This window comes from Streptomyces sp. ATCC 21386 (genome assembly GCF_018728545.1).
GTDB lineage: Bacteria > Actinomycetota > Actinomycetes > Streptomycetales > Streptomycetaceae > Streptomyces.
This window is the reverse complement of the sequence record NZ_JAAVVL010000001.1, coordinates 4,121,049-4,146,356: the sequence shown is the minus strand read 5'-3', so window position 1 is coordinate 4,146,356 and position 25,308 is coordinate 4,121,049. Positions and strand designations below refer to the sequence as shown.

19 protein-coding genes and 1 pseudogene are annotated in these 25,308 nt (G+C 73.1%); 12 read left to right on the top strand and 8 right to left on the bottom strand.

The window, feature by feature from the left end; translation table 11 throughout:
* Positions 1-86: 86 nt before the first annotated feature.
* Entirely contained in the window at positions 87-875 is a 789-nt protein-coding gene (locus tag GWK25_RS18190) for a sugar isomerase domain-containing protein (RefSeq protein ID WP_215451440.1), read from the bottom strand.
* 171 nt (positions 876-1,046) lie between these two features.
* Between GWK25_RS18190 and GWK25_RS18185 the strand changes: the two genes are divergently transcribed.
* The 6 genes from GWK25_RS18185 (at position 1,047) to GWK25_RS18160 (ending at position 10,574) form a co-directional block, all read left to right on the top strand.
* Positions 1,047-1,931: a MurR/RpiR family transcriptional regulator gene (locus GWK25_RS18185; protein WP_215451438.1), complete on the top strand. Its 885-nt coding sequence runs from the start codon at positions 1,047-1,049 to the stop codon at positions 1,929-1,931.
* 128 nt (positions 1,932-2,059) lie between these two features.
* A complete protein-coding gene (locus tag GWK25_RS18180; RefSeq protein WP_215451437.1) occupies positions 2,060-6,448 on the top strand; it encodes an NEW3 domain-containing protein in 4,389 nt (1,462 codons plus the stop codon).
* Positions 6,445-7,089: a peptidyl-prolyl cis-trans isomerase gene (locus GWK25_RS18175; protein WP_308404255.1), complete on the top strand. Its 645-nt coding sequence runs from the start codon at positions 6,445-6,447 to the stop codon at positions 7,087-7,089. Before GWK25_RS18180 ends, GWK25_RS18175 begins: the two co-directional genes overlap by 4 nt.
* A gap of 181 nt (positions 7,090-7,270) precedes the next feature.
* Entirely contained in the window at positions 7,271-8,644 is a 1,374-nt protein-coding gene (locus GWK25_RS18170) for an extracellular solute-binding protein (protein ID WP_215451435.1), read from the top strand.
* A 2-nt stretch (positions 8,645-8,646) separates the two neighbouring features.
* Positions 8,647-9,666, top strand: a complete 1,020-nt coding sequence (locus GWK25_RS18165; protein WP_215451434.1) for a carbohydrate ABC transporter permease — start codon at positions 8,647-8,649, stop codon at positions 9,664-9,666.
* On the top strand, positions 9,663-10,574 hold the full coding sequence (locus GWK25_RS18160; protein ID WP_374200620.1) for a carbohydrate ABC transporter permease: 912 nt from the start codon (positions 9,663-9,665) through the stop codon (positions 10,572-10,574). The genes GWK25_RS18165 and GWK25_RS18160 overlap by 4 nt, the downstream gene beginning before the upstream one ends.
* On the opposite strand, the gene GWK25_RS18155 is transcribed toward GWK25_RS18160, so the two are convergent.
* Positions 10,538-12,916: a glycoside hydrolase family 3 N-terminal domain-containing protein gene (locus GWK25_RS18155; RefSeq protein WP_215451432.1), complete on the bottom strand. Its 2,379-nt coding sequence runs from the start codon at positions 12,914-12,916 to the stop codon at positions 10,538-10,540. The two genes, GWK25_RS18160 and GWK25_RS18155, sit on opposite strands and share 37 nt — an antisense overlap.
* Before the next feature lie 96 nt (positions 12,917-13,012).
* The gene (locus GWK25_RS18150; protein ID WP_308404254.1) at positions 13,013-14,290 is read right to left on the bottom strand and encodes a BadF/BadG/BcrA/BcrD ATPase family protein; all 1,278 of its coding nucleotides are present in this window, start codon (positions 14,288-14,290) and stop codon (positions 13,013-13,015) included.
* 274 nt (positions 14,291-14,564) lie between these two features.
* Between GWK25_RS18150 and GWK25_RS18145 the strand changes: the two genes are divergently transcribed.
* Positions 14,565-15,806, top strand: a complete 1,242-nt coding sequence (locus GWK25_RS18145) for a glycosyl hydrolase (RefSeq protein ID WP_215457419.1) — start codon at positions 14,565-14,567, stop codon at positions 15,804-15,806.
* Positions 15,807-15,970: 164 nt separating this feature from the next.
* Here GWK25_RS18145 and GWK25_RS18140 read toward each other — a convergent pair whose 3' ends face one another.
* The gene (locus GWK25_RS18140) at positions 15,971-17,467 is read right to left on the bottom strand and encodes a glycoside hydrolase family 3 N-terminal domain-containing protein (protein WP_215451431.1); all 1,497 of its coding nucleotides are present in this window, start codon (positions 17,465-17,467) and stop codon (positions 15,971-15,973) included.
* A gap of 125 nt (positions 17,468-17,592) precedes the next feature.
* Positions 17,593-18,231: a DUF6629 family protein gene (locus GWK25_RS18135; RefSeq protein ID WP_215451430.1), complete on the bottom strand. Its 639-nt coding sequence runs from the start codon at positions 18,229-18,231 to the stop codon at positions 17,593-17,595.
* 151 nt (positions 18,232-18,382) lie between these two features.
* Between GWK25_RS18135 and GWK25_RS18130 the strand changes: the two are divergent.
* From GWK25_RS18130 to GWK25_RS18120, 3 genes and pseudogenes are all read left to right on the top strand, one after another.
* Positions 18,383-18,664 (top strand): annotated as a pseudogene (locus GWK25_RS18130) (hypothetical protein); the annotation flags it as partial.
* A 207-nt stretch (positions 18,665-18,871) separates the two neighbouring features.
* A complete protein-coding gene (locus GWK25_RS18125) occupies positions 18,872-19,165 on the top strand; it encodes a hypothetical protein (protein ID WP_215451429.1) in 294 nt (97 codons plus the stop codon).
* Between the two features lie 131 nt (positions 19,166-19,296).
* Positions 19,297-20,430, top strand: coding sequence for an SGNH/GDSL hydrolase family protein (locus GWK25_RS18120; protein ID WP_374200619.1), 1,134 nt, complete (start codon positions 19,297-19,299; stop codon positions 20,428-20,430).
* A gap of 154 nt (positions 20,431-20,584) precedes the next feature.
* Here the strand turns inward: GWK25_RS18120 and GWK25_RS18115 are convergent, their stop codons facing one another.
* Positions 20,585-21,106: a hypothetical protein gene (locus GWK25_RS18115; protein ID WP_215451428.1), complete on the bottom strand. Its 522-nt coding sequence runs from the start codon at positions 21,104-21,106 to the stop codon at positions 20,585-20,587.
* Between the two features lie 226 nt (positions 21,107-21,332).
* Between GWK25_RS18115 and GWK25_RS18110 the strand changes: the two genes are divergently transcribed.
* Positions 21,333-21,896 (top strand): hemerythrin domain-containing protein, encoded by a 564-nt coding sequence (locus GWK25_RS18110; protein WP_215451425.1) that lies wholly within the window; start codon positions 21,333-21,335, stop codon positions 21,894-21,896.
* Positions 21,897-21,926: 30 nt separating this feature from the next.
* Positions 21,927-22,778 carry a sugar nucleotide-binding protein gene (locus GWK25_RS18105; RefSeq protein WP_215451423.1) on the top strand — a complete coding sequence of 284 codons (852 nt, stop codon included), beginning with the start codon at positions 21,927-21,929 and terminating at the stop codon, positions 22,776-22,778.
* A gap of 172 nt (positions 22,779-22,950) precedes the next feature.
* Here GWK25_RS18105 and GWK25_RS18100 read toward each other — a convergent pair whose 3' ends face one another.
* Positions 22,951-24,450, bottom strand: a complete 1,500-nt coding sequence (locus tag GWK25_RS18100; protein WP_215457417.1) for a cell wall metabolism sensor histidine kinase WalK — start codon at positions 24,448-24,450, stop codon at positions 22,951-22,953.
* A 25-nt stretch (positions 24,451-24,475) separates the two neighbouring features.
* Complete coding sequence (locus GWK25_RS18095) at positions 24,476-25,156, bottom strand: response regulator transcription factor (protein ID WP_215451422.1); 681 nt, start codon at positions 25,154-25,156, stop codon at positions 24,476-24,478.
* Between the last annotated feature and the right edge of the window lie 152 nt (positions 25,157-25,308).

The window sequence follows — 25,308 nt, the reverse complement described above, 5'->3', positions numbered from 1 at the left end:
GAAAACTCTATGTTTCCACGAGTTGACGGCCCGTAACCCCACTCGGTCGGTCCCGGGATGGTTCGTGTCGGCGCACTTGCCCTGCCTCAGCCGGCGGTGCGCCGGATGCGGCCGGCGTACCGCTTCTCCAGTTCCAGGTTGCCCTCGAAGCCGCCGGGCACATTGGCGGAGACGTAGACCGGGGGGCGGTCGCCGGAGGCGAGGAGCTGGGCGGCGGCCTCGGCGACGGTCATCTGGACGAGCATGACGCCGGTGAGGGTGGAGAGGGCGCAGACCGCGCCGCCGCCCGGGAGTTCCAGCAGGGCGTCGCCGCGCGGGGCCGCGTTGTCGAGGACGACGTCGGCGAGGTCGGCGAGCTTCTTGCCGCTGGGGTGGGTGGCGGGGACGGAGTGGGTGTGGGCGAGGGAGGTGAGGGCGAGCAGGCGGTGGCCGCGCTCCTTGGCGTGCAGGGCCATCTCGACGATGACGTTGTTGACGCCGGAGTTGGAGACGACGACGAAGAGGTCCTGCGGGCGGGGGGCCGCCAGTTCGTAGAGGCGGACCGCTATGCCGGGCTCGCGTTCGAGCAGCGGGTCGTCGAGGCCGCTGGGGTGGTCGCCGCCGAAGAGGACCAGGTCGGCCATCTGGATCCGGTTGGTGGGCACGAAGCCGCCCGCGCGGCCGGCGAGTTCGAGGACCATGGCCTGGGAGTGGCCGGTGCCGAACGCCTGGACGACGCCGTCCTCGCGGACGCAGTCGGCGATCAGCGTGGCCGCGGCGCTCACGTCGGCGCGCGCGGACTCGGTGAGACGGTGCAGGACGGCCAGGCCCTCGCGCGCGAAGCGGTCGGCGCTCACCGGCTCGGTCACGGACTCGTTGGCGGACTCGACGGACATCCTGAGACTCCCCACTGGTGGATTGAACCACCCCATACGCACCTATCAGTGAATCACTGAATCACAGGCGCGGCATCCGGGGCAATGGCGCAGTTCACCCCCGAGCGCGGACGCGAAGACCGGTCCTGGTATTCAGCCGGTGCGCCGACGGGTGGCTGATACCTTCTCTGCATGCCCTCGACCGATGTCACCACCCTGATCCGCACCGAGCTGCCCCGGCTGGCCGGCTCCCTGCGGAAGGTCGGCGAGCTGATCCTGGAGGATCCGGCCGCCGTCACCCACTGCTCGGCCGCGGAACTGGGCCGGCGCACCGGCACCTCCCAGGCCACCGTGACCCGGTTCTGCCGGGCCATCGGCCTCGACTCCTATCAGCACCTGCTGATCGAGCTGGCCCAGGAGCGGGGCCGGGGCGAGTCCTCGGAGTGGGGCAGCGCCGAGATCGGCCCGGACATCTCCCCCGACGACAGCCTGGAGCGGGTCGTCCAGGTCGTCGGCACCGCCGATCTGCGGGCGATCCAGCAGACCATCGACCGGATCGACCTGGACTCCGTGGAGCGGGCGGCACAGGCCGTGGCCCGCGCACGGCGCACGGACGTGTACGGCGTCGGCGGCAGCGGCGCGGTCGCGCAGGAGACGGAGACCCGGCTGTTCCGCATCGGCTGTGCGGTGCGCGGCTGGACCGAGGTGCACGCGGCGACCACGTCGGCCGCCCTGCTGACCCCGGCGGACGTGGCGATCGGTATCTCCCACTCCGGCGCCACCCGGGAGGTGATCGAGCCGTTCGAACTGGCCAGGGAGCGCGGTGCCACCACCATCGCCCTGACCGCCGATCCCCGCTCACCGCTGGCCCGCGCCGCCGACATCCGGCTGATCGCGTCGTCGTCGGAGACCAGCTTCCGCACCGGCAGCATCGGCGCCCGCCACTCCGTGCTGATGCTCATCGACTGCCTCTACGTCCGCGTCGGCCAGCTCTCCTACCAGCGGGCGAGCGCCTCCCTGGCGCTGACCGACCACATCGCGGGAGCACACGCGGTGAAGTCCCGGCGCAGCCGCTGACCGGAGCACGGCGCGACCGCCCGGCCGAGCGAATATGCATGGATGAATCAACCAATATTCCGATGCATGGTTGATTGAACCACCCCGCGCTGCCAGGATGGGGCTCCCCGAGCACTCGTAGGAGCCCCATGCGCGTCATCTCTGTCGAGTCGACCGAGCTCTTCGTCGGGACGGAGGACCAGCCGCACCAGGTGGTCGCCGTGGACGTCGAGCACGACGCGGGCCGGCCGGTCCGGCTGAGCGTGGAAGGCCCGGGCGTCCGCACGGCCGGGCCGATCGAGGTCACCGTCGGCGAAGACGGCACCGTACGCGCCGAGATACCCGTGGCCACGGACGGACTCACCCCCGGCGACCAGCGGGAGATCACCGTCACGGCCGCCGACGGGGACGTGGTGGCCCGGCGGACCGCCGGCTTCACGGTCGCCGAGCCCGGCTGGACCATGTTCATGGTCAGCCACTTCCACTACGACCCCGTCTGGTGGAACACGCAGGCCGCCTACACCGAGACCTGGGACGTCGCCGACGACCCGGCCGTCACCGGCCTGCCCGCGCGGACCTTCGACTCGCGCGGCCAGTCCGGCATGAGTCTCGTCCGCGCCCACTGCGATCTGGCCCGGCGCGATCCGGCGTACACCTTCGTGCTCGCCGAGGTCGACTACCTCAAGCCGTACTGGGACGCCTTCCCCGAGGAGCGGGCCTTCCTCCGGCAGCTGATCCGCGCCGGCCGCGTCGAGATCATGGGCGGCACCTACAACGAGCCCAACACCAACCTCACCGGCGCCGAGGCGACCGTGCGCAACGCGCTGTACGGCGACGGCTTCCAGCGCGGGATCATGGGGGCCTCGCCGGAGACCGCCTGGCAGCTGGACGCCTTCGGGCACGACCCGCAGTTCCCGGGGCTGATGGCGGACGCGGGGATCACGTCGAGTTCCTGGGCGCGCGGGCCCTTCCACCAGTGGGGGCCGACCTTGTCGGTGTTCGGGGAGGAACCGCGCGATCCGCGGCGGATGCAGTTCCCGGCGGAGTTCAGCTGGATCGCCCCCTCCGGACGCGGCCTGCTGACCGCCTACATGGTCAACCACTACGGCGCCGGCTGGGCCATCGACAACGCACCCACGCTCCCCGAGGCGGAGGCCGCCGCGCTCAAGCTCTTCCGGGGGCTGAAGAAGGTCGCGCTCACCCGGAACGTCCTGCTGCCGGTCGGCGGCGACTACGCCCCGCCGTGCCGCTGGGTGATGGGCATCCACCGCGACTGGAACGAGCGGTACGTCTGGCCCCGGTTCGTCAGCGGCGTCCCCCGGGACTTCTTCGCCGCCGTCCGCGCCGAACTGGAGCAGGAGGGGCGTACGGCCTCCCCGCAGACCCGGGACATGAACCCGGTCTACACCGGCAAGGACGTCTCCTACATCGACACCAAGCAGGCCCAGCGGTACGGTGAGGCGCTCCTCGCCGACGCCGAGGCCTGGGCGACCCTCGCCTCCCTCACCACCGGGCACCCCTACCCGGACGCGGCCCTCGACAAGGCGTGGCGGCAGTTGATCTACGGCGCCCATCACGACGCCATCACCGGCTCCGAGTCGGACCAGGTGTACATCGATCTGCTCACCGGCTGGCGGGAGTTGTACGACCTGGCACGGGAGGTGCACGCCGACGCCACCCAGGCGCTCGCCGACCGGGTCGCGCCGCTGCCGGGCGACGGGGCGGACCTGGTCGTCCTCAACTCCGCGACCTGGCGGCGCAGGGACGTGCTGACCGTAGCCGACCCGGGCCGGATCCCGCTGGACCACACCGGCCTGCCGCTGCCCGCCGTGTCCGAGGACGGCGAACTGAGCGTCGTCGTACCGGACGTGCCCGGCATGGGCCTCAAGGCGCTCTCGCTGACGGACGGTTCGGTGCCCGGCTGGACGGCCGGCGAGGGGACGACGATCCGCAACGAGTTCTACGAGGTGACCGTCGACCCCGCGCGGGGCGGCGGCGTCAGCAGTCTGCGCGCGCTCGCCGGAGCCGGGGGCGGCCGGGAGCTGCTGCGGCCCGGGGACATCGGCAACGAGCTGGTGGTGCAGGAGGAGTACCCGAGGCACCCGCGCTTCGGCGAGGGCCCCTGGCACCTCACCCCGACCGGCACCACGGCCGCCCGGAGCCGGGACGTGACGGCTGACATCGATGTCGAGCACTCTCCCGCCGGTTCCCGCATCACCGTCCGCGCCGACCTGGGCCTCTTCCGGTACACCCAGCGGCTCACCCTGTGGACGGGTGTCGACCGGCTGGACGTGACGACCACCGTCGACGGCTACGACGGCGCCGACCGGCTGATCCGGGTGCGCTGGCCCTCGGACGTGCGCGGCGGGCTGCCGGTGCACGAGGTCGCGGACGCGGTCGTCGGGCGTGGCTTCGGCTTCGTCGAGGTGGACAGCGAACAATTCCCGTGGACGCTCGACAACCCGGCCAACACCTGGTTCGGGCTCGGCTCCACGGCCCGCGTCGCCGTCCACGACGACACCGGCGCCCTGCTCGGCCACCGGTCCATCGGCGTCGCCGAACTGGTCTTCGGGGACTGGGACGCCGCCGGTGAGCTGGGCACACCGCTCGCCGCGGCCCTGGTCCGCACCGGCGTCACGGCCACCTCGACGATCGCGGGCGGCCCCCGCTACGGCGATCTGGAGGTCGACTCCAATCTGCCGGACATCCGGGTCGCCGTGGGTGGGCCCGAGCGCAACGCCATGGTCGCCGAGGTCCTCGGCTGGGACCCGGCGGCCGCCCGCGAGCTGCGCCGCCAACTCGCCGAGGACGGTCTGGCGGCGGTGTGGGTGGCGCCCCGCGCCTCCCTGCGCGAGGAATGGGTGCCCGGCGCCGACCTGCGGGACCTGGAACGGCTGCCCCTGCTCGTGGTGGCGGGCGCCCGCCCCGAGGACGACGCGAAGGCCGTGGACGCGCTGATCGCCGACCTCGACGACGCGACCGTACGGGCCACCGCGGCCGGGGGCGGCGAAGCGCTGCCGCCGGGCGACGCCTGGGACGGGCGGGGCTTCGCGATCCTGAACCGGGGCACCCCGGGCTGTGTCGTCACCTCCTGCGGCGACCTCCACATGTCGCTGATGCGCTCCTGCACCGGCTGGCCCTCCGGCATCTGGGTCGACCCGCCCCGCCGCACCGCGCCCGACGGCTCCGGCTTCCAGCTCCAGCGCTGGTCGCACACCTTCGAGTACGCGGTCGTCGCGGGCGAGGGCGACTGGCGCGAGCTGGGCTGGCCGCGCGCCGGCCACGCCTTCAACCATCCGCTCACGGGGCGGTTGCGCACGCCAGAGCATCCGCTCACGGCACGGCTGCGAGAGCCCGCGGGGACGGCGACCGGTCTGCCGAGGACCGTGACCCTGCTGGCGCTGGAGCCCGAGGGCCGGGTCGTCCTGGACGCGTTGAAACCGGCCGGGTCGCCGCTGGCCCGGGGCGGCACCGCGCCCGTGGACCCGGCGCGCGAGGTCGTCGTACGGGCGCACGAGGTGGACGGGCGGCCGGTGCGGGCGCGGGTGACAGGGCCCGCGGCGTGGGCCGGGGGCCGACGGGCGGACGTCCTGGAACGGCCCGGTGAGGCGCTGGTTCCCGGCGCGGACGGGGCGCTGGAGCTGGACCTCACCGGGTTCGAGGTGGCCACCGTGCTGGCCTCGCCGGTGGCCGCCGCGCCGCCCGTACGGGCCGCCGGGACCTCCTGCGGCGCCCCCGGCGACGGGAGCCCCACCGAGCAGCTCCCGCCCGCGTGCACGCCCCCCGGTGAAGGTTCCGGTGTCGCCGCGCACGAGCCCGCCCAGCCCGTGCACACCCGTTACTGGCTGCACAACTCCGGTCCGGCGCCCCGGGGCAACATGCCCGTGGCCGTCTACCTCTCGCCGGCCGCGCTGACCGCCGACGGCCCGGTCACGGCGACGGTGCGGATCTCCTCCGAGCTCACCGACGCGTCGGCATCGGGCACGGTCGCCCTGGAGGTGCCGCCCGGCTGGAGCGCCGAGCCCGCCGAACTGCCGTACACGCTCGGCGCGGGCGGCTTCTCGCTCACCGAGGTCACCGTGACGCCCCCGCCGGGGGCGGTGCCCGGCCGTTACGCGCTGGCCGCCCGGCTCACGCACGACGGTCAGACGTTCGAGGACGTGGTCGCCCTGGACGTGCCCGGCGCGGCGGTCCGGGGCGAGCCGGACGGGCGGACCGGGCCGAGTCTGGTGATGGAGCTGGGCGTCGACCGGGTCGAGGTGCGCCGGGGCGAGCGGGCGCGGGTGCCGGTGCGCCTGCGGAACACCACCCGGGGGCCGGTGGGCGGAGCCCTCTGGGCGGTGTCGTCGTGGGGGACATGGGCGGGCGTCGCACCGGGCCTCCAGGGCTTCGCCCTGGCCGCCGGGGAGAGCACGCAGTGCCTGATCGAGATCGACGGCTCGGCGGTGCCTGCGGGTTCGTACTGGCTGATGGCGAAGGCCGGCTGGCACGGCTGCGTGGCCTACTCGGAGGCGGTCGCTTTGGAGGTGGGGCCGTGAACGGACGGACGGTGGACAGCGTGCCCGCCGCGCTCGTCGGTGGTGAGCCGGTCGCCCGGGAGCGGGTGGACCTCGTGCTGGCGGTGGTGCCCGCGCGGGATCGGGAGGTCCGGCCCGAGGGGCAGGCGCGGGCGGAGCGGCAGCGGCGGCGGTGGGCCACCCAGGTGGTCGTCGCCGACGAGCTGGCCCGGCGGGCGTGCGCCGCGCGCGGGCTCGCGCCGCCGCCCGGCCAGACACCGGCCCGTCCGCTCGCGGTGTCCGGCTCCGAGGTCGCCGACCTGGGCAGCATCATCGCGGTGACGCTCGCCCACTCCCCCGCCGCGCGCACCCTGCTGGCGGCGCTGGAGGCCGAACAGAGGGTGCCGGAGGAGGCCGTACGGGACTACTACGACCGCAATCCGGACCGCTTCCTCACCCCGCAGGCGCTGCGGCGCGGCGTCGACCCGTACGGCGGGGCGGAGCCGGGCGACTTCCTGCCGTACGACGAGGTCCATGACGACGTCGTACGGGAGTTGCGGCGGGCCCTCGGCCGACAGGCCTTCTTCGACTGGCTGGACGTGGCGCGGGCCGACGTGGAGTACGCGCCCGGGCACGAGCACCCGGGCGACCCCTCACACCCCGACCACGAGCACCGGCACTGAACATGTCCACCGGCGCCGGACCCGTCGGAGACGCCCTGGAACCGAAAAGCAACACGGCCAGGCATTGACCTCCGATGAATTCTGGTCCACCTTTTCATCAATCGAAGTCCAAGTTGGTGATTTGAACCAGCAGCTCCATCCAGCAGCTCGACCCAGCAGCTGACTGATCGCAGGAGGCGACATGCGCGCGAGAAGACTGACCGGATGTGTGGTGGGCGTCATCGCCCTCACCCTGACCGCCGCGGGGTGCGGCCTGTCGGGCGGGGGATCCGACAGCGGGGACGCCACCGCCGGCGGCTGCAAGGTCGACCGGGGCAACGTCGGATCCGGCAAGCTCACCGGAGACGTCAAGGGCACGATCACCTTCCAGACGACGAATCTGAAGAAGGACTTCGGCGGCTACTTCAACGGCGTCATCAAGGCCTTCGAGCAGGCCCACCCGGACACCACCGTGAAGTGGGTCGACGACCCGGGCGACGCCACCTTCACCCAGCGCCTGGTCGCGGACGCGCAGGGCTGCACGCTGCCGGACGTCGTCAACATCAACGTCAACACGGCGATCGCGCTCACCAAGAACGGCTATCTGCTCGACCTGGACAAGAAGGCCCCGGGCGCCGGCGAGCCGTTCGTGCCCAACCTGTGGAAGTCGAGCATGTACGCCGACGCGTCCGGTACCGAGGTGCACAGCGTGCTCCCCTGGTACTCCGGCGGCATCGTGCAGACCTTCAACACCGATCTGATGAAGAAGGCGGGCCTCGATCCGGCCAAACCTCCGACGACCGTGCTCGGTCTGTTCGAGGACGCGCAGAAGATAGCCGAGGTATCGGACGGCAAGTACTACGCCTTCCTCGCCAACCCGCAGCTGCGCATCCCCGCCGACTGGCAGCAGATGGACATCAAGGTCCTCTCCTCCGACGGCAAGAAGTTCACCTTCGCCGACGACCCGAAGACCGCGCAGTGGGTGGAGGCGATGACGAAGCTCTACAAGGCCGGCGGCATGCCGAGGGACTCGCTCTCCTCCACCCAGGACCCGGCCAACGTCTATGGCCAGGGCAAGCTGGTCTACGGCCCGACGAACCCCAACTTCCTGCGTTTCATCCAGCAGAACAACCCGAGCGTCTACAAGAAGACCGGTGTCGCCCGCTTCATGCTGGACGACCTCGGCCACACCGTCGGCGCCCCGCAGTACATCGGTGTCGCGTCCACCAGCAAGAACGCGGCGACCGCGCTGTCCTTCGCACAGTTCCTCACGAACGCGAAGAACCAGCTGGAGTGGGCGAAGGACCCGAACGTCGTCATCTTCCCCTCCACCACGGCCTCCCTGGACGACCCCTTCTTCCAGTCGGTCAAGGGCGACGACCCGTTCGCCGAGGCCCGCAAGATCGTCGCGAGCGACCGCAAGACCTCGACCGCCGACGAGATAGCCCTCACACCGGGTGAGTTGAACGCCATCACGGCCCAGATCCAGCTGGCCATGCAGGGCAAGAAGAGCGCCCAGGACGCCCTGGACGAGGCCCAGAAGAAGGCCAACGAGCTGATCGAGCAGGGCAGCTGAGTATGACCACCCTCTCTCCCCCCACCAAGGGATCGGGGGTCGCGGTCTCCGCCCGCGACCCCCGCCCCGGGCAACCGACCGGCCGGCGCCGCCTGTTGCGGTCCCTCAAACCGGGCCCCTCCGCCGACGCGGGCGGCGCCGCGCTGTACCGCCGCTGGTGGCTGCCGTGGTTGTGGATGTCCCCCGCGATCATCGGCATCAGCGTCTTCGGTCTGTACCCGTTCCTGAACACGCTCCTGCTGTCGTTCACCGACGCCAGGCCGCTCGGCGGCGCCGCCTCGTTCGTGGGCCTGGACAACTACACCCGGATGCTGGGCGACTCCGACTTCTGGCTCGCCACCCGCAACAGCGTGCTGTACGCGCTGATCGTGGTCCCGCTGATGGTGCTGCTCCCGCTGATGCTGGCCGTGCTGGTGGAGAAGAACCTGCCCGGCATCGGCTTCTTCCGCTCCGCGTTCTACACCCCGGTCCTCGCCTCCAGCGTGGTCGTGGGCCTCAGCTGGCAGTGGCTGCTCAGCGACCAGGGCCTGGTCAACACCTGGCTGCAGAAGGCCCACATCATCAGGTCGGCGATCCCGTTCCTGTCCGACTCCTGGCTGATCCTGCTGTGCGCGATGGGGCTCACCCTGTGGAAGGGCCTCGGCTGGTACATGATCTTCTACCTGGCCGCGCTGGGGAACGTCCCCAAGGAACTGCACGAGGCCGCCGCCGTCGACGGCGCGGGCGCGGTCCGCCGCTTCTGGCACGTCACCGTGCCGGGCGTGCGCACCTCGATGATGCTGGTCGGCACCCTCACCGGTATCGGCTCGCTGCGCGTGTTCACGGAGATCTACATGCTCGGCGGCGCGACCGGCGGCCCCGGCGGAGCCGACCGCACCCTTCCCTTCTACATCCGGGACGTCGCCCTCGACCCGCTCACCGGCAACGCCGGCTACGGCTCGGCGGTCAGCGTCGCCCTCTTCGTACTCACCCTGGGCCTCACGCTGCTCGCACAGCGACTGACGAAGGAGGACGAGTCGTGACCACCGCCGTGAAGGAGCCGCGGACGGCCACGGCCCCGGCCCCCGTCGGGAAGCGGCGACTGATGCCGCGCTGGAGGGACTACGGCCGCCCCCGCGAACTCGTCGTCCGCTACCTGCTGTTGCTGTTCGTCCTCGGCATCACCGTGGGCCCGCTGCTGTGGCAGCTGCTGTCGTCGCTGAAGGGCGTCGGCGAGGACGTGTTCGGCGAGAACGCCTCCCTCTTCCCGCACGATCCGACGCTGCGCGCCTACCGCGAGGTGTTCGCGCAGGTCCCGGTCTGGACGTACATCCGCAACAGCCTGGTGGTCGTGGTCCTGTCCGTCACCAGCCAGCTGGTCTTCTCCACGCTCGCCGGCTACATGCTCTCCAAGCCGAGCTGGAAGGGCCGCAAGCTGGTCTGGGTGCTGCTGATGGCGTCCATGATGTTCCCCTTCGAGTCGATCATGGTGTCGCTGTTCCTGAGCATCCGTGACCTGGGGCTCGTCGACAACCTGGTGGGCGTCTGGCTGCCCGGTTTCGTCGCCGCCATCAACGTCCTGATCATGCGGGCCGCGTTCCTCGCCGTGCCGCGCGAGGTGGAGGACGCGGCGATGCTGGACGGGGCGGGCGAGTGGAAGCGGTTCCGGTATCTCTATCTGCCGTCCGCGTGGGGCGCGATCCTGGTCGTCACCATCAACACCTTCATCAGCGCCTGGGACGACTTCCTGTGGCCGCTGATCGTGCTGCGCACCGAGGACCACTTCACCCTGACCCTCGGCCTGTCCCGCCTCACGTCCTCCTCCTTCGGCTACGACCAGCGGATGGTGATGGCGGGCTCGGTGATCTCCGTGATCCCGGTGCTGGTGCTGTTCGTCATCACCCAGCGGTGGTTCTACAAGGGCGTGTCCTCCGGGGCCGTCAAGCTCTGAGGTCCACCAACGCCTCGGAGGTCCACGACGACGGGCACGACGTCCAGCGCCTCCCGCGCGGACCGCGCGACCCGGATCTCCACGACGTCGGTACCCGCGGGCACCTCGAACGCCAGGCAGACGGTACGGCTCTCCCCCGGCGCCAGGCCGACACCCTCGAACGCGCACAGTTCGAGGGTGCGCGGCCAGGTGCGGGTGATCAGCCTGCGCAGATACACCTGCACGACCGAACGCCCGTACCGGTCCCCGGTGTTGGTGACGTCCACCTCGACCGTGCGCCCCGACACCCTGGGCGCGCCGTGGTCGAAGGTCGTGTACGACAGCCCGTGCCCGAAGGAGTACGCCGGCTCCGCGCTCCCGTCGACGTAACCGCCGTACTCGGTGTCCTTGTGGTTGTAGTGGACGGGGAGCCGGGCGGCCGAGCGGGGGACGGAGACCGGGAGCCGGCCGGCCGGCTCGGCGAGGCCGAGGAGCACCTCGGCGACCGCCTCGCCGCCCCACGGGCCCGGGTACCAGGCGGTCAGCAGCGCCGCGGACGGGGTGTCGGGCAGCACGTGCGGGCGGCCCTGCATCAGGACGACCGCGGTGGGCGTGCCCGTCGCCACGACGGCGTCCAGCAGGGCCTCCTGCGCCGCGCCGAGCCGTAGACCCGCGAGGTCGACGCCCTCCCCGCAGGTCATCTCCGACACCACGGTCCGCGCGGCTCCGTTGGCGTCGAACTCCGTGCCGGGGGTACGGGCGCTGCTGCCGCCCAGCACGAGCACGGCCAGGTCGGCCGCGGCGGCCTCGGCGATCGCGTCAGGGATTTTGGAGCGGTCGGCGCCGGTCAGGGCCGCGCCCTCGGCGTGACGGACGTCCGTGCCTGGTGGGGCCAGTCGGCGCAGGGCGTCGAGGACGCTCGTGCCGGTGCCGGGGCGCTGAGGGGCGGTGTAGTCGCCGAGGTGGTGGCCGGTGGTGGCGGCGTGCGGCCCGAGCACGGCGATCCGGCGTGCCGAGGGGCCGACGGGCAGGGTGCCTTCCGGGTTGCGCAGCAGGGTGACACAGGCGCGGGCGAGGTCGGTGCTGCGGGCGCGTCCGGTGCGCTCGGGGAGCGACGCACGCCGGGTGTAGGGGTTCTCGAACAGACCGAGGCGGAACTTCAGACGCAGGACGCGGGCGACGGCGGCGTCCAGTGCGGCCTCGGCGACCAAGCCGCGCTCCACGGCCTCCTCCAGGTGCGTGAAGCCCTCGTCCCAGAGGCTGAGGTCGACGCCCGCGTCCAGGGCGAGGGCGCCGGCGGAGACCTTGTCGCCGGTGATGCGGGCGAGGCGGTCGACGGCGAGGCCGTCGGCCATGACCAGGCCGTCGAAGCCCCAGCGTTCGCGGAGCAGCCCGGTGAGGAGGGCGCGGTTGCCGCAGCAGGGCATGCCGTCGACCTCGTTGTAGGCGGCCATGACGGCGGCGGCGCCCGCGCGGACCCCGGCGAGGGCGGCCGGGAGGTGGATCTCGTGCAGTTCACGGGGGCCGAGTTCGGACTCGGCGGAGTTGCGGCCGCCGACGGTGGCGCCCTGCCCGGCGAAGTGCTTGAGGACGACGGGGGCGCGGTCGTCGGCGAAGCGCTCCGGGACGGGCGCCGCGTGCGAGCCGGGGGGCGGTTGAGCGCCGGGCGTCTGCCGAGCGCCGGGGGCCGCCTGTGCACCCGGTGGTCCCTGCATGCCTCTGACCAGGGCCTCGGTCAGGCGGGCCGCGAGGTGGGGGTCCTCGGTGAAGCATTCCTCGGTACGGCCCCAGCGCGGGTCCCTGGCGGTGTCGAGTGCGGAGACGAGGGCCACGTGGCCGCCACGGGCGCGGAGTTCGGCGGCGGCGTGCGCGGCGGCCCGCTCGTGGAGGCCGGGGTCCCAGGTGGCGCCGACGGCCAGGTTGACGGGCAGGACCGTGCCGTCGAGGGCCATGTGGCCGTGCGGGACCTCCTCGACGAAGAGGGTGGGGATCCCGAGCCGGCTGCGCTCCAGGACGTGCCGCTGGACCAGGTCGGCGAGGTCGGCGCTGTCCGCGGCACCGGGCCCGTCGCCGTGGCCGACGCCGGACCAGGCGTCGGCCCGCATCAGACCGTAGAGCGCGCCGAGACCCGCGAAGCGCTCGGTCTCGGCGGAGAGGGCCTCGGTGAGTGCGAAGTCCCCGGCCGGGGTGCGGCGGTACGCGTCCCAGCCGTACATCCGCTGGTTGAGCTGCCCGACCTTCTCGCGCCGGGTCATCCGGGAGAGGAGGTCGGCGACCCTCGCCTCGACGGGGGCGGACGGGTCGCGGTACGGCGGCTGCGCGGGGGAGGCGGCCGGCGCGAGCGGCTGGTCCTGTGGGGGCATGAGTGGTCCTTGTCGGCGGGGTGGGCTGGTGGCCGAGGGAGGTGCGCGGGCCTGTGATGGGGCCCCGTGCGGCGCCGGGGCGGGTGCCCCGTCCGGTCAGCCGCTCCGGCCGTGGGCGAGACGGGCGAGGGCGACGGCGCCGGGGGAGCCGTCCGCGACCGGGGTGACGGTGAGTCCGAGGGGGGCGAGGCGTTCGGTCAGCGGCGGCAGCAGGGGGCCTTCGGGGGCGAGCAGACCGCCGGTGGCGACGAGGGGTTCGCCGGGGCGGGGCGCCAGGGCGGCGACGGTGTCGGCCAGGTGCCGCGCGGCCTGCCGGAGGATCCCGACGGCCACGGCGTCCTTGTCCTCGGCGGTGCGCACCACCATGGGCGCGTGGTCGGCGAGCCGGACGGGCGCACGGTCCATGACGGCGGGCAGCAGCCTGGCCCGGTAGGCGGTCCGCCGCTCCGCGCTCCACCCGGCGGCACCGCTCGCCCCGTAGCCCTCCGGCGGGAGCACGTCCTCCGGCAACCCCAGGTCCCGGCCCAGGGCGCGGACGAGCGCGGTGGGCCCGCCGCGGCCGTCGGCCGCGCGCAGGGCCGCCCGTACGGCCGCGCGGCCGATCCAGAAGCCAGCGCCGTCGTCCCCGAGGAGCCAGCCGTCGCCGCCCGAGGTCGCGGTCGGCACCCGGCCGGTCATCCGGGCCGCGACCGCGCCGGTACCGGCCACCAGGACCAGGCCGTCGGCGGGATGGCCGGGAGCCGCGGCAAACGTCGTCTCGATGTCGCTGTGCACGCCCACCGACGCGGCGGTGACACCCAGCCGGGCGAGCGCGGCCGACAGGGCGGCCCCGGCCCGCAGCCGGCCGGGCTCGTCGGCGCCCTGGCCCTGGTGACCGGCCCCGGCGAACCCGCCCGCCACCGCCACCACCCGTCCGCGCAGTGCCTCCGGCACGGCTCGCGCGACGGCCTCGACGAGGTGGTCGGCGAGCAGCGGCCCGGGCACCGTCAACGAGTTGCCCGGCCCCGCCGCCCCCTCACCGATCACCGCCCCGCCGCCGAGCTCCGCCAGAACGGCACGCGTACGGGTACCACCGGCGTCGATGCCGACCACGTAGACGGGGGCGGGCGTGGCGGCGGGCGGGGTCGCGTGGGCGGTCGGGGTGGGGGTGGGGATGGGGGTGCACGCGGCCGGGCCCGGGGACGCGCGGACGGGCGGGGCGACCCCAGCAGCCGGAGCCGCGTCGGCAGCGCGGGCCGTACCGGCGGCCGACCACCCGGGGGCAGCGGGTGCCGCATCGGTGGCCGGCCGTGCCTCGGTGGCCGGCCGTGCGTTGGCGGCCGGCCGAGCGTCGACCGCCGACCACCGACCGGGCACCGGAGACCCGTCGGCCACGGACCACCACCCGTTCGCTCCCGACCATCCGCCGGTGTCCGCCCACCCGCCGGTGTCCGCCCACGCGCCGGGCGCCGACCGCTCATCCGCCACCGGCCCGGGACCGGACGCCGACCGGGGGTCGCGCGCCGGGTGAGTCCCGGAGGTTCGGTTCCCGAGGGCTCGGGTCCCGACGGCCCGACCCCCGGAAGCTTGGTTCAAATCACTATTCATTGTCGTCCATGGTGGTTGATACATTCGCCGGAGACAAGGTCCATCTCTTGAGGAGGACGCCATCAGCACGCCACCCTCGCTCACGCCCGCACTCCGCTTCGGAGTGAACTACACCCCACGCAAGGGCTGGTTCCACGCCTGGCACGACTTCGACGCGGGGGCCGCACGCGAGGACCTGGCCCAGATCGCCGGGCTGGGCCTGGACCATGTCCGGGTCTTCCACCTGTGGCCCCTGCTCCAGCCGAACCGCACCCTGGTCCGGGCCTCGGCCGTGGACCAGCTCGTCCGGCTGGTGGATCTGGCGGCCGAGTGCGGCCTCGACGTCCTCGTGGACGGCGTCCAGGGCCACCTGTCGAGCTTCGACTTCTACCCCGAGTGGACCCGCAGCTGGCACCACCGCAACGTCTTCACCGACCCCGAGGCGATCGAGGCCCAGGCGCTGCTGCTGCGCACGCTCGGCCGCGCCCTCTCCGGCCACCCCCGCCTCATCGGCCTCCAGCTGGGCAACGAGCTCAACAACCTGGTCGAGCACAACCCGGTGACCGCGGCCGAGGTCGACCACTACCTCGACACCCTCCTCGGCGCCGCCCGGGACGGGCTCGGCGAGGCGGGGGGCCTTGTCACCCACTCGGCGTACGACGCCGCCTGGTACGGCGACGACCACCCGTTCACCCCCGAGGCCTCGGCCCGCAAGGGCGACCTCACCACGGTCCACCCCTGGGTGTTCTCCGCGGACTGCGCCCGGCGCTACGGCCCGCGCTCACCCGAGGTGCACCACCTCGCGGAGTACGGCACGGAGCTGGCCGCCGCCTACGCCACCGACCCGGCCCGCCCGGTCTGGGTCCAGGAGACCGGCGCCCCCGAACCGCACATCCCGGCGCCCGACGCACCCGACTTCGCCCGCGCGACCCTGCTGAACGCGGCGGGCTGCACCCACCTGTGGGGCGTCACCTGGTGGTGCTCCCACGACGTGGACCGCGCCTTGGCCGACTTCCCCGAACTGGAGTACACGCTCGGCCTGTTCGACTCCACCGGGCGCCCCAAACCGATCGCCGAGGCCCTGTCCACGACGGTCGCCGAGCTCCGTACGACCGCCGTCCCGCCGGCTCCCCGTACGACGGCGCTGGTGCTGGACTGCTCACCGGCGACCCGCTCGGTGTCGGGCCCCGGAGGAGCCTTCTTCGACGCGTGGATGCGCCTGCGGCAGGAGGGCACCCGCCCGGCGGTGGTCCTGGCGGAGCACGCGGAGGACACGACGTATCTCGCGGCACGGGGGATCACGGAGCTGATCGAAGGGAAATAAGGGGGCGCGGGCGGGGATGCCAGACGGCCATGAGCCCTCTGCGCCCCTGGAACGCACGGGGCGCAGCCCGTGCGTTCCAGGGGCGCAGGGAACTGCGCGAGAAGCCCCTACCGGACCGGGGGCCCGTCCACCGCGGAGTCCCCCCCGCCGGGAACCGGCCTCGCTCAGTCCGTCCGCCCCGCCAGGACCTCGGCGAGTGCCCGCAGGTTCACCCGCCCCCTCCCATGCGCGGCAAGCTCATCGCCCGCTTCCGGCAGCCCGGTCGAGACCACCAGCGTGTCCGGTCGCCCCGCGAAGAGGGCGTCCCGGAGGCGCCCCTGCCAGGCGTACAGCTCCGCGTCGCACAGGGCGAGGACCAGCGGGCGCCCCTCCTCGGCGGCCCGCAGCGCCTCCCCCGCCACCGCCGCGAGGTCGTCCGGCTCCCCGGCGACCGCCGTCCCTGTGGCGGTGGGGTCGAGCGCGCGGACCTCGGTCAGCAGGTCTTCACCGCCCCAGTTGAGGGCGGGGTGCGGCGGCGGGAAGCAGTCGACGACATGCGCGCCCGGCACCGGCCGCGGCAATGGTCCCCCGCTCCGTACGGCCCGCCGCGCCGCCGTCAGCCCGGCGTGCGCGTCCCACGCGGCCACGGCACCCGGCCGGCACGGCGCCGCGTACCGCAGCGCGAGCCGCCGTACCCGCTCCGCGGCCTCGGTCACCCGCTCCTCCGTGAGGTCGCCCGCTCCGAGCGCGTCGAGCACGGCGTCCCGGCAGGCGAGGGTGACCTCCAGATCCGGCACGGCCACGATGACCTGGTCGGCTCCGGCGGCGAGCGCGAGACGGGCGCCGGCCGCCTCGCCATATCGGTCGGCGATGGCCCTCATCTCCAGCGCGTCGCTGACGAGAACGCCGTCGAAGCCGAGTTCGCCGCGCAGCACGTCGGAGAGGATCCTCCGGCTGAGGGTGGCGGGCAGCTCCGGGTCCAGGGCCGGGAAGACCACATGGGCGCTCATCAGCATGGGCACGCCCGCGCCGACGGCGGCCCGGAAGGGTGCGAGGTCGAGCCGCTCGTACGGCCGCGGGTCCACGGCCAGTTCGTGATGGCTGTCGGTGACGGTCCCGCCGTGGCCGGGGAAGTGCTTGGCACAGGAGGCCACGCCGCGCGACTCGGTGGCCCCGATCCAGGCGCGCAGATGCCGGGAGACCAGCTCGGGGTCGCCGCCGAAGGCACGTGTGCGCACGATCGGGTTCTCGGACCGGCTCTGGACGTCGGCGACGGGAGCGTACGAGACGGTGATCCCGAGCGAGAGCAGGTGCCCGGCGAGGGCGTCGGCGCACGCGGCGGTCAGGCCGGGGTCGTCGGCGGCACCGAGCGCCCATGAGCCGGGCACCTCGGGGGCGCCCGCGGCGACCAGGTGGCCGATGCCGCCGCCCTCGTTGTCGATGGCGATCAGCAGGTCCGGCCGCAATGTCCGCAGGGTGCAGGTGAGTTCGCGGACCTGGTCGGCGTCACGGATGTTGCGGGTGAACAGGATGACCCCGCCCAGGCCGCGGTCGATCAGCCGTTTCAGGGTGTCGGGGACGGTCGTCGTACCGTCGAAGCCCGCGACGAGGCAGCGGTGGGCTGCCTCGTCGAGGGCCGCGGGGAGAACCGGGCCGAGGGGCCCGGCGGCGGAGTGTGTCACCTCCGAAATCCTCTGGCTGGTCGAGCCGAAAGTCAACAGCTCGGTGGATGAATGATTCACCAAGGATCATCGAGGCCCACCCAGGTCCGGTCACGCCACGCCACCCCGTCCCACGTCAGGTCAGGTCAGGCGCTGCGGTGCAGCCGCGAGGGCGCTCTCGCACGGGCGCGCACCCAGCCGAGCAGCACCACCGAGCACAGGGCCGCGAAGGCGCACCAGGTGGAGATGAACTCCAGCCGCCACAGGGCCCAGCAGACCGCGGCTCCGACGGCGGCCAGGGCGCCGAGCACGACGAGCCGCCGGTCGCCGGAGAGGAGCAGGGAGCCGACGGTGGCGAGGAAGTAGCCGGCGACCAGGAGGACCGGGTGGGAGAGGTCGATCGTGTAGCCGACGGTGTGGCCGCGGATCTCTGCGGTCACCGGGCCGGTGGCGAGGGTCCGGGCGAGCGGCACGGCGGTCGCGACGCCGACGGCGAGCGGGACGACCAGCCGGGGGCGGGCTCTCGCCGGGGCCGCGCACCACACGCCCGCCGGCACCCACACGGCCAGCAGCGGCAGGGCGACGACGGCCCAGGCGACGGTCGCCGGTCCGCTGCCGCCACCCGAGGACCAGACGACCGACTCCACGATCTGGTGGGCGCCGAGCAGCAACGGCAGCGCGGCGAGCGGCAGATCCCGCCGGTCGCGCGCCAGCGCCACACCGGTCACCCCGACCGCGGCGACACCGGCACCCGCCACGAGGTCGGCCGTCGCACTCCAGCACATCCCGCCGCCTCTGGCTCGACCGCCACCTGCCCGGCCCACGCTACGACGCCGACGGTGCCCGGCCGGGCGACGACACGGGCCCGCCGCACGCCACGCGTTCCTCGCCCCTTGTGCCCCTCCCCGAAGGCCCCCGTGAAGGCCTCCGTGAGGTGTTCTTGATGGCCCCGGAATCGTCGTGTTCAAAGGCGCGTTCCCCGACCCCGTTGTCGTGGACGGGGCGTCCGACGTCTTCCGCGAACTGATCGAGGAGGAGCGCGCCTCGGGTACGGCCCGGGGCGACCACTTCGCCAAGCCCGGCGCCAACGACCGGGTCTGGAGCGCCCTGGACAAGATGGCCGTACGCGCGCCAGATGTCCCGGGGATGCCGAAGTGGAAGTTCGAGCGCGAGGCGCTGGCGACCCTCAACTACACGCGGCGCGGGTTCCGGCTGAAGGACCCGCCATCTCGCCCCCTCAGGCACCCGGCCGGAACATCAATGTCGTCCCGAACCCCGTGAAGGACCATACGTACGACAGCCGCACAAACGCCCCCCCCGATCCCGCAGCCACCACCCCGATCAGCGATGACATGCACACGCGTTCGCATCACTTCCGCGATACCGATAGCGGCACGGGGACCAGTGCCCGCCGCCCTGGCGACCGTGGCACTGTTCGACATCGAGGTGCACGTCGCCCAGCGCGGGCGCCCCACGGCTTCGATCTGCTCGCTCGACGACCCCCGGCAGAGCCGGCAGTTGGGTGGGGTGGCCGCGCCGAGCCACGACGGATGGTCGACGCCGACGGTCGCCACCGTCGCCGAGGGCATCGGCGCGGCGGTGGCGCCCCTGGTGGCGGAACAGTTGCGGCGTTCGTACGTCACGTCGTCTTTCGGCGAGAGCGACCGGGTGGCCGTCTCCGAACTGCTGGCGGACCTTACGGAGTTGACGACGTCCTGACGGCCTGCGGGCGCACCGGTCGGCTGTGTGACGGATGTCGTCACGAGGGTTGACGGTGGCCCGCGGGGCGGTCACCTTCGATAGCGCTCACGCCATGGGAGCGCTCCCGGAACCCTGTCGAAGGGACGGTCATGAAGACGACACCGCGCCACCTGTCCCGACGGTCGATGGTCGCCGCAGCGGCGGCGGGTCTCGTCACCACCGTCGTGTCACCGGCCGTGTCCCCCGCGCGGGCCGCCGATGCCCCGGCGGCCCGTTTCCACACGGTGGGCCGGGTCAGGCGGGCCGCCGACGGGAGCGTCCGGTACAGCTGGCCCGGTGTCTCCTTCGAGGGACGGTTCCACGGCACCGGCGTCGGGGTGGTCCTCGACGACGCCGACAACGACTACGACGTCCAGGTCGACGGGGCGACCGTCGCCACGCTCGTCACCCCGGGCCGCACCGTCTCCTGGGTCGACGGTCTCGCCGACGGCATCCACCGGGTACGGGTCGTGAAGCGCACGGAGAGTCCGTGGGCGGCCGGCCGATTCGGCGGGTTCGTCGCGGCCCGGGGCGGCGTGATCCTCCCGAGCCCCCGGGCGCGGCGTCGGCAGATCGAGTTCATCGGCGACTCGTACACCGCCGGTTACGGCAATGTCTCCGAGATCCGGGACTGTTCCGGCACCGGCGGGGTCCACCGGAACAGCAATGCCGATCTGGCCTTCGGCGCGCTCACCGCGCGGAGGCTGGACGCCGATTTCCAGACCAATGCCTTCTCCGGGCGCGGCATGGTCCGCAACTACAACGGCGGGGAGCCCGGAACCGACTTCCGCACGTACTACGACCGGGCGCTGCTGAACGTCGAGGGTGACGTCTGGCGGAGGCCGCGCGGCTGGTGTCCGCAGGTGGTCGTGGTCGGGCTCGGTATCAACGACTTCTCGACGCCCCTGAACCCCGGGGAGCGCTGGAGCACGACGGCCGAGTTGGTCGCCGCCTACGAGAGCGCCTACCACGGGTTCCTCGACGAACTGCGCGCCCGGTACGGGCGCGGGACGTTCCTCGTGGTCGCCGCCGCCCGCCTGTGGAACACCACGGCGCTGGCGGACGCCACCGCGCGGATCGTCGAGGAGCGGGGCCGGCGGGGCGACGGCCGGGTGAGCCACTGGTACTACGACGATCCGGGCCTGGACTTCCTGGGCTGTGACTGGCATCCCTCGCTCCACGACCACCGGATCATCTCCGGCCTCCTGGACACCCACCTGGCGGGGCTGCCGCTGCACTGGTGACGCGCCCCGAGGCGAGGCGGCGGGACTGCGGGGATGCGGCCTGGCTGGCCGGATGCGGCCCCGCTGCCGGACGCGGCCCCGCTGCCGGACGCGGCCCCGCTGCCGGACGCGGCCCCGCTGCCGGACGCGGCCCCGCTGCCGGACGCGGCTGGGCTCAGGCAGACAGGGCCCGGCCCGGTCGCAGCGCGTCGAGCAGCCCCGTGTGGTGCAGCGTCGCGACGGGCGCGAGCAGGTCGGGGTGGCGCAGGAGGGCGGCGGCCCGCCGGTCGAGGTCGTCCGGGGTGAGGAGGCGGCGGAAGGCTGCGGGCGGTCCGGCCGTGTGCGGGGACCCGTCGAGGGCGTCCACGGCGGCGTGGGCCAGCTCGGCATCGGCCAGGAGGCAGGCCGCCCAGCTGGCCACGACCTCGTCGACCCAGGTCCGCCAGGCGTACTCGTCGGGGGCCGAGGTCTCGTCGGCGCCGGTGATCCAGTCGAGCCGGGCGGAGCCGCCCGGTCCGGCCATGCCGACGAGGGCCGCGTCCATCGGTGTGGGATAGCGGATCCAGGCGGCGACGGTGACGGCCTGCCGGGCCTGTGCCTCGCAGAGCGCACCGTCCAGCGCGCCGCCGCCCGCCGGGTAGGCGCGCGTCAGCCACTGGGTGGTCGCCGCTATGAGGGGGGAGAGATCTGCGAGCACGCTGGGCCATCCGTGGGTGCTGGGGAACGCGTGGCAAAACGTAGTCGTGCGCCGGTCGCCCTGAAATGGCGCAGGCCACGGAATGGACGTGTCCTGGGCCACACCTGTGCGCCGCACTGACTCACCGGACGCCAATACGACGCATTCGGGACGGTGAGGGTTTCACTGACCTCCACAGGTCCGGACCGGAAGGAACGCCGGGACGCGCAGGCAAGGAGCGACGGTAATGGCACACGGCGGAGACGTGATCGAGGAACTGAAGGCGGACCACCGGGAGGTGGCGGAACTCTTCGGCAAAATCGAGGAATTGCCTTCCGGCGACCCGAAGCGCAAGGAATTCGCCGACCTGGTCACCATCGAGTTGGTCCGGCACGCCGTCGCGGAGGAGGCCCATCTCTACCCGGCGGTCCGCGAGCACCTGAGCAACGGGGACGCGGTCGCCGACCGGGAGTTGGCGGATCACACCGCCGCCGAGCGCACCATGAAGGAGCTGGAGCGGCGCGCCGCCGACGACCCCGAGTTCGACCGGCTGATCACGCAGTTGATGGCCGAGGTCCGGCACCACGTGCGGGACGAGGAGAGCAATCTCTTCCCGCAGTTGGCGAAGGCCTGTTCCGCCTCGGTGCTGACCGACCTCGGGGACAAGGTCCGCCGCGCCAAGAAGCTGGCGCCGACCCGCCCCCACCCGGCGGCCCCGGTCAAGCCGCCGGCCAACAGGATCCTCGCGCCGGGCCTCGGCCTCGTCGACCGGATGCGCAACGCGTTGAGCGGCCGCGGCAAGGAGTCCTGAAGGACGTCCGGGGGCTTACCGTTGCCCGCCATGAGGCTTCTGATCATCGGCGGCAGCGGTTTCCTCGGCAGCGAGTTGGCGCGCCGGGCTGTGGCGGCGGGCCACGAGACGTCCGCGACCTACGCCACCCGCCCGCCGGGCACCCGGCGGAACGTGCCGCCGGACGTCTCCTGGCACGCACTCGACCTCCGGGACCCCGCGCGGCTGACCGAGGTGCTGACGCGGGTTGCTCCCTCGGTCGTCGTCGACGCGTCGAGCGGCGGCCCGGACTGGGAGGTCACCGCCGAGGGCGGGGTCCGTGTGGCGGCGGCCGTGGCCGGGCGGGGCTGCCGACTGGTCCATGTGTCGAGCGACGCCGTGTTCTCGGGCGACGCCGGCCACTACGACGAGACGTGTCTCCCGGACCCCGTCACGCCGTACGGTGCCGCGAAGGCGGCGGCGGAGACCGGCGTCCGGCTGCTGGCGCCGGACGCCGTCGTGGTGCGGACCTCGCTGATCATCGGGGACGGCCGCTCGCTGTCGGTGCACGAACGGCATGTGCACGATCTCGTGGCGGGTGCCCGCGACGGCGTGCTCTTCACGGATGTGGTGCGCTGTCCGGTGCAGGTGGCCGATCTGGCCGCCGCGCTCCTGGAACTGGCCGCGTCCGAGGTGGTCGGCGTGCGGCACGTCGCCGGGCCGGACGCCCTCACCCGGCACGAGCTGGGCGTTCTCGTCGCCCGCCGCGACGGCCTGGATCCGGCGCGGCTGCCCGCCGGACGCCAGGTCGACGGCGCCCGGCGGGGAGCCCTCGGCGTCCGGCTGGACAGCCGCGTCACCCGCCGGGGTCTGCGCACCCGGCTGCGTGGCGCCCGGGAGTTCCTCGCGGAGCCGCCGACCTGACGGACGGCCGCCGGTCGGGATCTGTTGGCGGTTGCGGAGCTGTGTGGTGAGTCCGAGGGCGAGCCCGCCGTGAACCTCACGGTCCACCCCTCTCCGTGTTGTCCGCCCTCGCTGCGGCTTGGCCGGCCACCGGTGTCTCGTCGGGTGGCCAGTGCTGCCTGGGTGGAGCGCGCTATTCCTCGGCTGCGGTGGGGGCTTGGGGGAGGCTTAGCCGGAAGCATGCTCCGAGGGTTCGGGGGGTGAGGGTGAGGGTGCCTTGGTGGCGGTGGGCCAGGTCGCGGGCGATGGCGAGGCCCAGGCCGGTGCCGCCGTGGTCGCGGGAGCGGGCGTCGTCGAGCCGGACGAAGCGTTCGAAGATGCGCTCGGCGTCTTCGGCGGGCACGCCCGGTCCGTCGTCGTGCACCGTGAGGTCGACCCGGCCGTTCTGGTTCCGGACGGTGATCTGGATGCGGTGTGTGGCGTGGCGGGCGGCGTTGTCGATGAGGTTGCGCAGCAGTCGTTCGTATTCGTCGGGGTTTCCGTGTACGTGTGCGGGGGCGGTGCTGTCGCAGGTGAGGGTCAGCGGCCGTTCGGCGAGGGGGTATTGCTCGGTCAGCCGGGAGGCGAGGGCTGTCAGGTCGACGGTGTCGGGGCCGGCTGCGGGGGTGCGGGTGTCGAGGCGGGCGAGGAGCAGCAGGTCCTCGGCGAGGGCCTGGAGGCGGCGGGTCTGCCGTGCGGCGGTGGTGGCCGCGGCGGGCCAGTCGGTGCGTTCCGGGTAGGCGAGCGCGACTTCCAGGCTGGCGAGCAGTGTGGTGAGGGGGCTGCGTAGTTCGTGGGCGGCGTCCGCGACGAAGCGGCGCTGCTGGGCGGCGGCGTCGTCGAGGCGTTGGAGGGTGGTGTTGATGGTGGAGGCCAGGGCGGCGATCTCGTCCCCCGTGTCGGGGACGGTGACGCGTTCGCGGGGGTCGTTCGCGGTGACCGAGGCGGTGAGGACGCGGATGGCTTCGACCGGCCGCAGCGCGATGCGGACGGCGAAGTAGGCGACGGCGGCGATCAGTACGAGGCTGACGAGCCCGGCCCGCAGCAGCAGGCGGTCGGTGGCCTCGGTGATGGTCCCGGCGATGTCCTCGGCTGCGTGCGGGAGCACCACCACATAGACCCGCAGCTGGGCGTCGGCGGCGACACCCAGAGCGGCGACCGTGCCGCTGCTCAGTTCATCGGCCCTGACATCGTCGTACATGACCTGGTAGGTTCCGCCGTCCTTGCCGAACCGGTCCCCGGGTGCGGAGCCGGGGCGCGCCGGCAGGCGCACGGGACGGGTCGTATAGCCCCAGTTCGGCCCCTCGTCCGGTGGGGCGGGCGACTCGGCCTTCGGTGGGGCGGGCAGCACATGGCGGGTGCCGGGATCGAACTCCTCCATGCCTCCGCCGTAGGCGACGGCGGCCCGTCGCCCGGTCGCGACGATCTCGTACGGCACGGTGCTTCGGCGAGCGGGAACCGCGCCCTTCTCCAGCTGATCGACGAGAGCCAGGAACTGTTTCTGCGTCTGGCCTTGGGCGATCCCTGTGCTCGCGCGGTAGACGTCGTGGTGTACCCACCAGCCGATGCCGGCCAGGATGACGGCGGCGGCCAGGGCCGTGCGGGCTCGTACCGAACGCGGCCACCAGCGGCGTCGCGGCCAGGCCGCCTTCACGGCCGGCCACCGGCGGCGTCGCGGCTCAGTCGCGTTCACGGTCGTCCACCAATCGGTAGCCGGTACCCCGCACGGTCTGCAGGGACTGCCGGTGGAAGGCGGCGTCGACCTTCTTGCGCAGTGCGCTGACGCGCGCCTCCACCAGGTTGGGATCCCAGGCTTCGTCGGGCCACGCGTGATACAGCAGATCCGCCTTGGAGACCGCCTGGCCCGCCCGGCGGGCCAGCACCTCCAGCACGGCGAACTCCCGCGGTGTGAGTTCCACCCGGGCCCCGGCCCGGCGGCAGATCCGGCCGGCGACGTCCAGCGAGAGGTCGCCCACGGCAAGGACGGGTGGTGCGACCGCGGCGGCTCGTCTGAGCAGGGCCCGCAGCCGTGCGACGAGCACCATGTAGGAGAAGGGTTTGGCCAGGTAGTCGTCGGCCCCTGTGTCCAGGGCCTCTGCCTGATCCCAGTCCCCGTCCTTGGCGGTGAGAACCAGGATGGGGGTCGCGTTGCCCTCTCGGCGCAGTTGGGCGCAGACGTTGTAGCCGTTGAGTCCGGGCAGCATCAAGTCCAGTACGACCAGGGCGTATTCGCCGGTCCGGGCCATCCACAGGCCCTGTCGCCCGTCGTGGGCGAGGTCGACGCTGTAGCCCTCGGCGGTCAGGCCGGTGTGCAGGGTGTGGGCAAGGTCCACCTCGTCTTCGACCACCAGGATGCGCATGCGGTGCAGCCTTGCACAGCGTCGGGCCGCCTTCCTGATCGGCCGGTCAGGTTGGATCAGCATCCGGTCAACGAGGTTCCGGCACGCTGACGGAGTGTCTTCGCCACTGCTGAAAGGCCTTGCCGCACGTGTCCGTTGCTGAACGTTCCCCC